This window comes from Prevotella sp. 885, assembly GCF_002265625.1.
Taxonomy (GTDB): domain Bacteria; phylum Bacteroidota; class Bacteroidia; order Bacteroidales; family Bacteroidaceae; genus Prevotella.
In genome coordinates this window covers 1-13,193 of sequence record NZ_NOVE01000038.1, presented here as the reverse complement: position 1 = coordinate 13,193, position 13,193 = coordinate 1, and the positions used below count along the sequence as shown (strand labels likewise).

The 13,193-nt window shown below is 51.4% G+C and carries 8 protein-coding genes; all 8 read left to right on the top strand.

Translation table 11 applies throughout. The annotated features are described in order from the left end of the window. Positions 1-1,311, top strand: coding sequence for an MFS transporter (locus tag CHL74_RS10890; RefSeq protein WP_094881177.1), 1,311 nt, complete (start codon positions 1-3; stop codon positions 1,309-1,311). 48 nt (positions 1,312-1,359) lie between these two features. Beyond that, positions 1,360-4,032 carry a 4-alpha-glucanotransferase gene (locus tag CHL74_RS10885; protein ID WP_094881176.1) on the top strand — a complete coding sequence of 891 codons (2,673 nt, stop codon included), beginning with the start codon at positions 1,360-1,362 and terminating at the stop codon, positions 4,030-4,032. A gap of 47 nt (positions 4,033-4,079) precedes the next feature. Further along, positions 4,080-6,215 carry a glycoside hydrolase family 97 protein gene (locus CHL74_RS10880; protein WP_094881175.1) on the top strand — a complete coding sequence of 712 codons (2,136 nt, stop codon included), beginning with the start codon at positions 4,080-4,082 and terminating at the stop codon, positions 6,213-6,215. Positions 6,216-6,237: 22 nt separating this feature from the next. Further along, complete coding sequence (pulA, locus tag CHL74_RS10875) at positions 6,238-8,175, top strand: type I pullulanase (RefSeq protein ID WP_094881192.1); 1,938 nt, start codon at positions 6,238-6,240, stop codon at positions 8,173-8,175. 22 nt (positions 8,176-8,197) lie between these two features. Continuing rightward, on the top strand, positions 8,198-10,123 hold the full coding sequence (locus tag CHL74_RS10870; RefSeq protein WP_094881174.1) for a glycoside hydrolase family 13 protein: 1,926 nt from the start codon (positions 8,198-8,200) through the stop codon (positions 10,121-10,123). Positions 10,124-10,272: 149 nt separating this feature from the next. Beyond that, positions 10,273-10,830 carry a hypothetical protein gene (locus CHL74_RS10865; RefSeq protein ID WP_094881173.1) on the top strand — a complete coding sequence of 186 codons (558 nt, stop codon included), beginning with the start codon at positions 10,273-10,275 and terminating at the stop codon, positions 10,828-10,830. A gap of 198 nt (positions 10,831-11,028) precedes the next feature. Further along, positions 11,029-12,201, top strand: coding sequence for a site-specific integrase (locus tag CHL74_RS10860; protein WP_094881172.1), 1,173 nt, complete (start codon positions 11,029-11,031; stop codon positions 12,199-12,201). Positions 12,202-12,229: 28 nt separating this feature from the next. After that, positions 12,230-13,193, top strand: a 964-nt coding sequence (locus CHL74_RS10855; protein ID WP_094881171.1) for a site-specific integrase, incomplete at its 3' end; no start/stop codon positions are given.

The window sequence follows — 13,193 nt, the reverse complement described above, 5'->3', positions numbered from 1 at the left end:
ATGACCCAAAAACCTAATCTTTCATTCTGGAAACTCTGGAATTTGAGTTTCGGATTCTTTGGCGTACAGATAGCTTACGCCTTGCAAAGCGCCAACATATCGCGCATCTTTGCCACACTGGGAGCAGACCCTCACAACCTTAGCTATTTCTGGATATTGCCCCCGCTGATGGGTATCCTCGTGCAACCTATAGTCGGCACGCTTAGCGACAAGACATGGTGTCGCTTCGGACGCCGCATCCCATATCTTTTCGTCGGAGCCACGGTGGCTGTGCTCGTGATGTGTCTGTTGCCGAATGCTGGATCGTTCGGAATGGCTGTCAGCACGGCAATGGTCTTTGGTCTTGTCTCGCTGATGTTCCTCGACACGAGCATCAACATGGCTATGCAGCCGTTCAAGATGCTTGTCGGCGACATGGTGAACGAGAAGCAGAAGTCGCTCGCTTACTCCATCCAGTCGTTTCTCTGCAATTCTGGTTCGCTTATAGGCTACGTATTCCCGTTCTTCTTCACGGCTCTCGGCATTGCCAATGAAGCCCCGAAGGGCGTAATACCCGACTCTGTCATCTATTCGTTCTACGTCGGAGCAGCCATACTTATCCTCTGTGTCATCTTCACCACGGTGAAGGTAAAGGAATGGAATCCAGAGGAATATGCTATGTATAACGAGGCTCAGCCTCAGAACGAGGAGAAAAGTGCAGGCTGGATAACGCTTCTCAAGAATGCACCCTCGATGTTCTGGAAGGTAGGACTCGTACAGTTCTTCTGCTGGGCAGCCTTTATGTATATGTGGACCTACACCAACGGCACCATTGCCGAAACCGTATGGCACACCACCGACGTGGCTTCCAAGGGTTATCAGGAGGCAGGCAACTGGGTAGGCGTGCTGTTCTTCTGGCAAGCCATCGGCTCTGTGCTGTGGGCTATGGCTCTTCCGAAGTTCAAGAACGAGAAGATGGCTTATGCTATTAGCCTTGTAATAGGCGGCATAGGTTTCGCCCTTGTTCCGTTTGTCGGCGACAAGAACCTGCTCGTACTTCCTTTCCTGCTCGTAGGTTGCGCTTGGGCAGCCATGCTCGCCATGCCGTTTGCCTTCGTCACCAATGCCCTTGAGGGCTACAGCCATAAGGGAGCTTACCTCGGACTCTTCAACGGCACCATCTGCATACCTCAGATTGTGGCAGCCTTATGCGGCGGCGAACTGCTTCATCTTGTAGGCTCACACCAGAGCAACATGATGATTGTGGCTGGCGTATTGCTCATTTGCGGTGCCTTCTCGGTGGCTGCCATCCGTAGCAGAAAAGAGGCGTAAAAGGAAAGAAACAGTTTTCATGGTAACAAACCTAAACCCAAATACATAATGACATTACATTTTCATATAGAATACCGTACTGCATTCGGTGAGGAAATCTCGCTCTGCATCGTGGAGAATGACGAGGTGAAGACACATCGCATGACCACCGTTAACGGAGCGGAGTGGTGGTGCGACCTTTCGCAGCGCAAGTCTGACCATAGCCTTACATATTATTATAAGGTGACGGCTGATGGCGCTTACGAGCGAAGCGAATGGCAGACGGTGAAGCATGTGCTCGACTTCACGTGTACCGCTGCAACAGAATATCACGTCTACGACCGCTGGAACGATATGCCGGACGACTCGTATCTCTACAGTAGCGCCTTTACGGACTGCATCAACCATCAGCAGCCGCAGCCTCTTAAGTCCACGTCCTATGACCGTACGCTGCGTCTTATCGTACGTGCGCCGCAGCTTCGTGAAGGCGAACGTCTGGCTGTGGTGGGAGCGCAGAAGACTTTAGGCGAATGGTGTCCTGACAAAGCGCTGCCCATGACGCTCCACAACTACTGCGAATGGGCTGTCGACATCGACGCTTCGCAGCTACAAGGCGAGAGCATAGAGCTGAAGTTCGTGGTGACCAACGCTTCCGGACACGTGATGATGTGGGAATGTGGCTGTAACCGCTGCCTCACTCTGCCCGACATGAAGAAGGGCATGACGGTAATGTACAGCCTTGACCAGGCTTTCTTCGAGATATGGAACCGCAAGTTGGCTGGAACACTTGTCCCAGTATTCTCACTCCGTACCAAGGAGAGTGCTGGCATAGGCGACTTCGGCGACCTGAAGATGATGATAGATCTGATGGCGAAGACAGGACAGCGCGTGCTGCAGCTGCTTCCCATCAACGACACCACCATCACCCATACATGGACCGACTCTTATCCGTACAGCTGCATCAGCATCTTCGCCATACATCCACAGTATGCCGATCTTCGCGCATTGCCGGAGCTGGAGGACGAGGAAGCACGTCGTGAGGCGGAAGCAGAGCGCAGCCAACTCAACGCTCTGCCACAGATTGACTATGAGAAGGTAAACGCTTTCAAATCAGGATATTTAAGGAAAGTTTTTCAACAGGAAGGTAAGAAGATTATGAAGAGCGCAGAGTTTAAGGCGTTCTTCCAGGAAACACAAAGCTGGCTGGTGCCCTATGCTCAGTATTCATGGCTGAGAGACGAGTATGGCACAGCCGATTTCACACAATGGAAAGACCATAATACATGGAACGAGGATGACCGCGCGATGCTGTCGGATTCTCGCACAAAGGAGCATCAGGAGGTGGCTTTCTACTATTTCGTGCAGTACGTACTGTCTTCGCAGATGAAGGCGGCTCACGAGTATGCCAAGCAGAAGGGCGTAATCCTGAAGGGAGACATCCCCATCGGCGTAAACAGATATAGTTGCGACGTGTGGATGGAACCCAAATACTTCAATCTTAACGGACAGGCGGGAGCGCCGCCAGACGATTTCTCTGTCAACGGACAGAACTGGGGATTCCCCACATACAACTGGGACGAAATGCTGAAGGACGGCTGTAAGTGGTGGGTGCGCCGCTTCCAGAACATGTCGAAGTTCTTCGATGCTTACCGCATTGACCACGTGTTGGGATTCTTCCGCATCTGGGAGATACCTATCGACTGCGTATACGGTCTGACAGGTCAGTTCGTTCCGTCGCAGGCAATGAGTCGTGAGGAGATAATGCAGTACGGGCTGAACTTCCAGGAGGAGCGCTTCACCGAGCCTTACATCACCGATTGGGTGCTCGACCGCATCTTCCATGAGCGTGCAGACGAGGTGCGTAGCGAATACTTGGAGCGCATCGACGGCGAGCGTTATCGCATGAAGCCCGAGGTGAACACGCAGCGCAAGATAGAGGAACGCTTTGCCGGCGTGACCCGACAGGAAGACCTTTGGCTGCGCGACGGACTCTATTCGCTTGTGAGCGACGTGCTCTTCGTGCGCGACCGCAACCGTGCCGATATGTTCCATCCGCGCATCTCTGCCCAGCTCGATTTCATCTATGAGTCGCTCTACGATGTAGACAAGGAGGCTTTCAATCGTCTTTACAACGACTATTATTATCGTCGCAACAATCAGTTCTGGTATCGTGAGGCTATGAAGAAGCTGCCCAAGCTGGTACAGGCCACACGTATGCTCGTTTGTGCAGAGGACCTCGGCATGGTGCCCGACTGTGTTCCTTGGGTGATGGAAGAGCTGAAGATATTCAGCCTTGAGTTGCAGAGCATGCCAAAGTCGCCCACAACGCGCTTCGGACATCTCAGCCAGAACCCATACCGCTCGGTTTGCACCATATCCAGCCACGACATGCCTACGCTCCGCCAGTGGTGGGACGAGAACTATGAACGTACGCAGGACTACTATAACTCGATGCTCCATCGTGAGGGACCGGCTCCGCATCCGCTGCCAGGATGGCTTGCAGAGGACATCATTGCGCGTCATCTCGACTCTCCATCAATGCTCTGCGTGCTGAGTGTTCAGGACTGGCTCGCCATGGACGAGCGTCTGCGTCTGCCCGATGCTGACGCTGAACGCATCAACATCCCTGCCAACCCGAAGCATTACTGGCGTTACCGCATGCACCTCAACATAGAGGATCTCATGGCTGACGACAAGTTCACGGATGAGATTAGCACGCTCATCAGTCAGGCTGGCAGATAACTCCGTATAGCAGAAAGCAATAAAACACATATAAGACAAACGTCAGAATGAAGAAGACATACATGATACTGTCTGCGCTGCTCCCTATGATGGCAGCAGCCCAGACCGTAAAGTCGCCCAACGGCAACGTGTCGCTCACCTTCTCGCTCACAGACAAGGGACAGCCCACGTACGAAATGACCTATAAGGGCAAGCAGGTGGTAAGCCCCTCTCACCTCGGACTGGAGCTTGCCAAGGACAAGCACGCCTCGAAGGGCATGGAGGAGACCAATCTCATGGACGGTTTCAAGATAAAGGATACGCAGACATCCACCTTCGACGAGACTTGGCGACCCGTGTGGGGCGAGACATCAACCATCCGAAACAACTACAACGAGATGGCTGTCAACCTTCACCAGCCCTCCTCAGACCGCGACATCACCATACGTTTCCGTGTGTATGATTACGGTATGGGATTGCGATATGAGTTTCCGCAGCAGCATGAGCTCAACTATTTCGTGATAAAGGAAGAGCACACACAGTTTGCTATGACCGGCGACCATACTGCTTACTGGATTCCCGGCGACTACGACACGCAGGAGTATGAATATAACATCACTCCGCTTACCGGCATCCGTGAGGTCATTGCAAAGAACCGCGAGGCATATAAGAGCAACTCGTCAACTACCGTATTCTCCGACACCGGCGTTCAGACTTCGCTGCAACTCAAGACCAAGGACGGACTCTACATTAATATACATGAGGCTGCCTGCCTGGATTATCCCACGATGCACCTCAATCTCGACGACAATAACCTCGTGTTCGAGTCGTGGCTGACACCCGACGCCGTGGGCAGAAAGGGATTCATCCAGACTCCTTTCAACACTCCGTGGCGAACCGTAATGGTGAGCGACGACGCACGCGACATGCTCTCTTGCAAGCTCACTCTCAATCTCAATGAGCCGTGTAAGATAGAGGACACCTCATGGATTCATCCCACAAAGTACTGTGGCGTGTGGTGGAACATGATTGTCGGAACAAAGACATGGAGCTACACCAACGACCTGCCGTCGGTTCGTCTCGGCGTTACCGACTACAGCAAGTGCAAGCCCAACGGCACGCACGGTGCCACTAACGAGGAGGTGAAGCGCTACATCGACTTCGCTGCAAAGAACGGTTTGCAGGAAGTGCTGGTGGAAGGATGGAACGAAGGATGGGAAGACTGGTTCGGTCATCAGAAGCTTGACGTCTTCGACTTCGTCACTCCTTACCCCGACTTCGACATTAAGATGCTCAACGACTATGCCCACTCCAAGGGCGTGAAGCTGATGATGCACCACGAGACTTCCTCCGCAGCTCTCAATTACGAGCGTCACTTGGAGGATGCTTTCCGTCTTATGAACAAGTATGGCTATGACGCCGTGAAGACCGGCTACGTGGGCGACATCATTCCGCGAGGCGAATACCACTACAGCCAGCTTATGAACAATCACTATCAGCGCGTCGTTGAGACAGCTGCCAAGCACCACATCATGGTGAATGCGCACGAGGCTACACGTCCTACCGGCATCTGCCGCACATGGCCTAACCTTGTTGGCAATGAGAGTGCACGCGGAACGGAGTATGAGGCATTCGGAGGTAACGTGGCTTACCATACCGTGATGTTGCCGTTCACTCGTCTGCAGGGTGGTCCGATGGACTATACGCCCGGCATCTTCGAGACACGTCTCTCTGACTGGAGCCAGAATAAGAGCTTCGTCCACACCACACTCTGCGGACAGCTCTCGCTCTATCTGGTTATGTACAGCCCGCTGCAGATGGCTGCCGACCTGCCCGAACACTATGAGAAGTATGACGATGCTTTCCAGTTCATCCGCGATGTGGCTTGTGACTGGGACGACTCGAAGTATCTGGAGGCAGAGCCAGCCAAATACATCACTGTGGCACGCAAGGCTAAGGGAACAGACAACTGGTTCGTGGGTGGCAAGACAGGCGAAGAGGCTCGCACGGCTGTGGTACGCCTCAACTTCCTCGACAAGGGTCGCAAGTATGACTGCGCCATCTATCAGGACGCCAAGGACGCCGACTATGAGCACAATCCGAAGGCTTACCAAATTCTGCACAAGACCGTCAAGAAGGGCGATGTGCTGAAGATAAAGGAGGCACGTGGCGGTGGTTTTGCTGTGTCGCTTATTGCTAAATAACAACAATACGTACGCTACTGACATGAAAAAGAATTATATGTTCTCGGCATTTCTTGCCGCAATGATTACGTTAAACGTAAATGCTCAGGGGCGCTTCGACGAGATGGAATACGGTAAGACAAAGACCGTATTCCGCCTCAATGCAGCTTCCCTCCCGAAAGTGCGCATCTATAAGGCAGGACAGGGTGGCAAACCCGTCAAGACTGTCAAGATGCGTGCCATAGGCGACAACCGTTGGGAGGCTACCGTAAAGGGCGACCTTAGTGGCATGTTTTATACTTTCGATATAGGCAAGGGCGAGTGTCCCGGCACGTTTGCCAAGGCTGTAGGCGTCAACGGCAACCGTGGCGCCATCATCAACATGGCTGACACCGACCCCGTGGGATGGGCTGACGACCGCCGTCCGGCTATTGCGTCGCCTGCCGACCTCGTGATTTACGAGCTTCACATGCGCGACTTCTCCATCAGTCCCACTTCGGGCATGCAGCATCGTGGCAAGTATCTGGCTCTGACAGAGCCTCGCGCCATCGACTATCTGAAGCGTCTCGGCGTCAACGCCATCCATTTCCAGCCGCTGTTCGATTTCGCTTCGGTGGACGAGACACAGCTACAGCGCCCACAATTCAATTGGGGCTACGATCCTAAGAACTATAATGTGCCCGAGGGAAGCTATTCCACCGACCCTTATCGTCCTGAGGTGCGCATCCGTGAGTTCAAGGAAATGGTACAGGCGCTCCACAAGGCTGGCATCCGTGTCATCTTCGACGCCGTCTATAACCATACGTTCGACATTGACGGAAGCAACTTCCAGCGCACTTATCCCGGCTATTACTATCGCAAGACAGCCGACGGACGTTATTCCGACGGTTCGGGTTGCGGCAACGAGACGGCTTCAGAACGTCCGCTGATGCGCGAGTTTATGATAGAGAGCGTCAAGTACTGGATAAACGAATTCCACATTGACGGATTCCGCTTCGACCTTATGGGCGTCCATGACATCGAGACGATGAACCAGATACGCGCTGCCGTGGACGAGATTGACCCCTCGATATATATATATGGTGAGGGTTGGAGCGCAGGAACGTGTGCCTATCCGCAGGACCAGCTTGCCATAAAAGCCAACACACCCCGTCTGAACGGCATCGGAGCTTTCAGCGACGACATGCGTGACGCACTTCGCGGACCGTTCTCCGACGACACGAAGGGCGCTTTCCTTGCCGGAATAAAGGGTGAGGAGGAGAGCCTGAAGTTCGGCATCGTGGGTGGCATCGCCCATAACCAGGTGGATATGACACGCGTCAACTACGACCGTAAGCCGTGGACCAACAATCCTACACAGCAGATCAGCTACGTTAGCTGTCACGACGACATGTGCCTTGTGGATCGTCTCAAGGCGAGCATTCCCGGTCTGAAGGACGCGTCGAGGTCAGAAGCTGACCGTATGGCAGAGCTTATCCGCCTCGACCTGCTGGCTCAGACAGCCATCTTCACGTCGCAGGGAGTGCCATTTATGCTTGCTGGCGAGGAGATGCTCCGCGACAAGAAGGGCGTGCATAACAGCTTTTCGTCGCCCGACAGCATCAACGAGTTCCACTGGGATAACCTCAAGCAGTATCCTCAGGTGTTCGAGTATTATCGAGGCTTGATAAGTCTTCGCAAGAATCATCCCGCTTTCCGCCTCGCCAATGCCGACGCAGTAAGGAATCATCTGGAGTTTATTGCCACCGACGACTGCCTTGTGGCGTTCCGTCTGAAGAACCTTGAGGGCATCGACTCATGGAAGGACATCATCGTCATTCTCAACGCCAACAAGGAAGCCAAGCTGGTCAGCGTACCCGAAGGCGAATACACGGTGGCTTGCTGCAACGGCGTCATCAATGAGGAAGGCATCGGAATGCCGTTCGAAGGTAAGGAGGTGCTGGCAGACGAGCAGTCGGCGCTGATATTATACAGAAAGTAAGAACCATAATATAAAAAAGATAATGAAGAAAAAACTGGTATCATTAATAATGCTTATGGGGGCTATGAGCTTGAATGCAGCAGTAAAGGTGGACCGCATCGAACCCACCAACTGGTATGTCGGCATGAAGGATGCGTCGCTCCAGCTGATGGTTTACGGCAAGGACGTGCGTGACGCGGACGTGGAGGTCAACTATCCCGATGTGCGCATAGACTCTATCGCACGTCTCGACTCGCCCAACTATCTCTTCCTCTATCTCAACCTTGAAGGCGCGAAGGCGGGCGAGATGACGCTCAGCTTCAAGCAGGGCAAGCAGACTAAGAAGGTGAAGTATGAGCTGAAAGACCGTGCTATGGCGGGCGACAAGCGCATGGGATTCACCAATGAGGATGTGCTTTACATGCTCATGCCCGACCGCTTCGCCAACGGCAATCTCAAGAACGACGCCTTCAAGACAATGCGCGACAAGACCTGCGACCGCACGGCTCCGAGTCTGCGTCATGGCGGCGACCTTGAGGGAATACGCCAGCACCTCGACTATTTCACAGACCTTGGCGTAACGGCGCTGTGGTTTACGCCCGTTCTGGAGAACGACAGCCCCAGCAATGGCACCAACTCGTCTTACCATGGCTACGCCACTACAGACTATTATCGCGTGGACCCGCGTTTCGGCACCAACGACGAGTATAAGCGTCTCGTGGACGAGGCTCATGCTAAGGGACTGAAGGTGGTGATGGACATGATTTTCAATCATTGCGGTTTCGACCATCCTTGGGTGGCAGACATGCCGTCGAAGGACTGGTTTAACACTTCAGAATGGCTCCTGCCCGAATATCAGACCGAGGAGCATCAGAAGAAGATGGACACGATGGACGGCAACGCCAAGGTGAACGACAAGTATCTGCAGACCAGCTATAAGCTCACGCCGGTGCTCGATCCCTATGCCAGCAAGGTGGACCTGCGTGAGACGGTGGACGGATGGTTCGTGCCGACGATGCCCGACCTCAACCAGCGCAATCCGCACGTCATGAAGTATCTGATTCAGAACAGCGAGTGGTGGATTGAGACTGTTGGCATTGACGGCATCCGCATGGACACTTATCCCTACGCTGACCGCGACGGCATGGCGCTCTGGATGAAGACGCTCGACAAGGAATATCCCAACTTCAACACCGTAGGCGAGACGTGGGTGACGGAGCCTGCCTATACTGCCGCCTGGCAGAAGGACAGCAAGCTCTCCGAGAAGAACAGCTATCTGAAGACCGTCATGGACTTTGCCTTCTTCGACCGCATCAATCAGGCTAAGCATGAGGAGACAGACGACTGGTGGAACGGCATGAACCGCATATACAACGTCCTTTGCTATGACTATCTTTATCCGAACCCCAAGAGCGTGATGGCGTTCATTGAGAACCATGACACCGACCGCTTCTTAGGCGAGGGCAAGGACACGCTGGCTCTGAAGCAGGCATTGGCGCTGCTGCTGACCGTAAACCGCATCCCGCAGCTCTATTACGGCACGGAGATTCTGATGAACGGCACGAAGTCTGTCACAGACGGCTACGTGCGTAAGGACTTCCCCGGCGGATGGGCTGGCGATGCCCGCAACGCCTTCACGGCAAAGGGACGCACCAAGGCTCAGAACGATATGTTCGGCTGGATAAGCCGTCTGCTGCATTGGCGTCAGGGCAACGACGTGATAACAAAAGGCAGCCAGACCCAGTTCTGCACGCAGCACGGCGTTTACGTGGTGGCGCGTCAGTATAACGGCAAGAGCGTCATGACCGTCATCAACGGCAGAAACGCTGCAGCCGAACTCGACGTAAAGCGTTATGCCGAGATAATCGGCAATGCCGAGAAAGCCGTGGATGTCACAACGGGCAGAAACGTAGTGATAAGCCATAACGTAAAGCTCAGTCCGCGCCAGACAATGGTGTTGGAATTCTAAACATACTGAACTATCGAAAGTTCAATAACACGATAAATATCGTAGTGCAGGTATTATGCCTCCGCTACGATATTTTTTTTGATGGTATGTCCCAATTTGACATACATGCGCAGTAAGTTTGCAAAACATTAACAATAAAACAAACTTATATGAACGCAACAGAAAAGAAAATCGCCGTTTTACTGGCAGGTACAGGGGTAATTCCAATCCCGGAAGAATGTTTAAAGGAAATCTTTGTTGACAACCATTCCATGTTCACTGAGGAATCCAAAGAAGGAGAATCGGAGGTGAACTTCATGAATAGGGCATTCTGTAAAGCATTACGGAAAGAGAGCATCGTCAATTCCACGAAGCAATGTATGATAATAAATGCTCCCGTCGGTCACGGAAAAATGAGCAGTGAAGAGATTGGGCTACTTAGCACGTACATAAATAGATGGACTAACAATGCTGAGCACTACTCGATGAATTGGGGACTGTATGAAATACCGAATACCACGAAGATGCGGATTACGATATTGGCAAGTTCGCCAACCCGACCTCAAGCCGAAGAGAATGAAACGCAGGATGTCAAGAATATCTTAGTCCTACAAAATGCGTTTGAAAAGACAAGAAAGCAAATGAAAGTAAATGCGCTAAGTATCAATGCTTTAAGCGATAATTTGAATTTTCCGATGTTTGCCAAACTCACTCTTAAAAAGACATAAAAGACAGTTTCTTGTTTCCGTTTTGTTTCTCGTTTCTCGGTTTGTTTTCTTATCTTTACATCAGTTTTCCGAAGTAAGGGAAGAGAAAAAAAAGCAAATGTCAGCATAGGAAACCATATCTGACATAGACTTTCAACAAGAGGGAGAAAGACCCTCCAATGTAGCAGAATACAAAAACAAAATAACACTTCATACATCATGGCAAGACCAAAGAAACAAGTAAAGCTGAAAGAACCGATTAAAATTCGGTTGAAGTCGCTCGCAGATGGCAACAAGAGTATCTATCTTGACATCTACTATAAGGGAGTGAGAAAGTATGAATACCTCAAACTCTACCTCGTTCCCGAAATCAACCCTATCTGCAAGGAACAGAACAAGCAGACTATGGCGGTTGCAGAACGCATCAAGGCAGAGCGCATCAAAGCCCTGCATGGTCACGGCATACAGGATTGGGAAACCGTCAAGCAAGGTTCAATGCTTCTCACTACTTGGATAAAGAAGTATTGTGAAGGTGGTGTCGGCATCAAGAAGTCAACGCTCCATTGCCGTGTGGAAATGATGCACACTGTGGAGAAGTATCTTGACGAGACTAACAAAGGCTTCATTTCTCTTGAAGAGGTCAATGCGGAGTTTTGCCGTGGATATGTGAAGTTCTTGCGTAACTTCCCAAATTCCCATATCAAGTATGGCGAGCCAAGACCTATCAGCGAGAATACGGCAAGCCGATACCTCGGAATGTTCTCTACCGCACTCAACAACGCTGTGCGACAAGGCATTATCCGCAACAACCCTATGAAGGAACTTGATGCACGTGAGCGCATCCAACCCAAGGATGGCAAGAAAGAGTATCTGACCATTGAGGAACTTCGCACCCTCATGGCTACGGACAGTTACCGTCCAGAGGTCAAGGAGGCTTTCATCTTCGCCTGTTTTACCGGATTGCGATTAAGTGACATGTACCGTCTTGCTCCGATGCACATCTTCAAGACCGCTGACGGAAAGGGCGAATACATAGATATGGAAATGCAAAAGACGGAGAAGCCAGTTATAATACCTCTCTCGGAAGAGGCAAAGCGGTGGTTGCCAAAGCAAAGAGGTAATGATATTCCTTTCTTTGACATTCCAACCACACAGACCGTTATAGGCAGGGCTCTCCGCAAATGGGCGGAAGCGGCAGGGATAGAGAAGCATATCTCATTCCATTGCTCACGGCACACGTTCGGAACGATGATGCTCACGCTCGGTGCTGACCTTTTTACCACAAGCAAGCTGATGGGACATTCCAACATTCAGACCACGGAAATCTATGCTAAAATCGTGGATAAGAAGAAGGAGGAAGCCATCAACCTCATTGACGGTATGTTCACATAAATCATTGACAACGAAAATATATAGAGACATGACAATAACTATCAGACAAAAGGCTCTTGCCAACGACAACATAAGCTTGTATCTTGACATCTACAATGGTGGCAAGCGCAAGTTTGAATTTTTATCCCTCTATTTGTTGCCAGAGGTTGATGCAGAAACCAAAGCAAGGAACGAAGAAACATTGCAACGTGCTCACCAGATAAGGGCAGAGCGTATTCTTCATCCAGAGACCATCCCAGAGGTAGGTCACTTGATGATTGTGAAGGAAATTCCCAATGACGAGTCTCCCGAAGTCTTGGACTGGATCCAGACTTACATCGACTGGATGAGCGACAATACAGACTACTCCAAGGCTATTGTTGACCAATCAAAGTATCTGAAATACCTAATGAGCGAGTTCCTTGCCAACAAGCGCAGACCTCACATCACTCTGAGGAAGTTCGACAAGGAATGGTTCAAGGCTTTCTTTCTTTGGTTGAAGAATGACTATGTACCACAGAAGTATGTACGAGTTGAAGCCAAGCCTTTGTGTGAAGGCTCCCTTCACAATGTTCAACAGCGCATAGTGGCGGTATTCAACAAGGCTGTCAAGTTCGGTAAATTGAAGGCTAACCCTTTCTACAAGTTGGAGAAGTCAGACATCTTTCCCAAGCCAAAGTCATCACATAAGCAGTATCTCACTCCCGATGAACTGAAAAGGTTCATGGCTTCAGATGAGAGAAGTCCAGGAGTTGCAGAGACACAAAAGGCTTTCGGTTTCGCCTGTCTGACAGGACTTCGTATCAGCGACATCAAGGCTCTGCGGTGGAGTGACATCAAGAGAAACAATGAAACGAACACGCTTGTAATCGTCCAAAAGAAAACCAAGGCTCTCAATGCCGTACCAATCGGCAATACCGCCTTGTCATGGATGCCACCCAAAGGCGATGATGATTTTGTGTTTCACCTTCCTGCCAAGGCTAATGTGGATGCAGCCCTTAAAAGGATAGCCA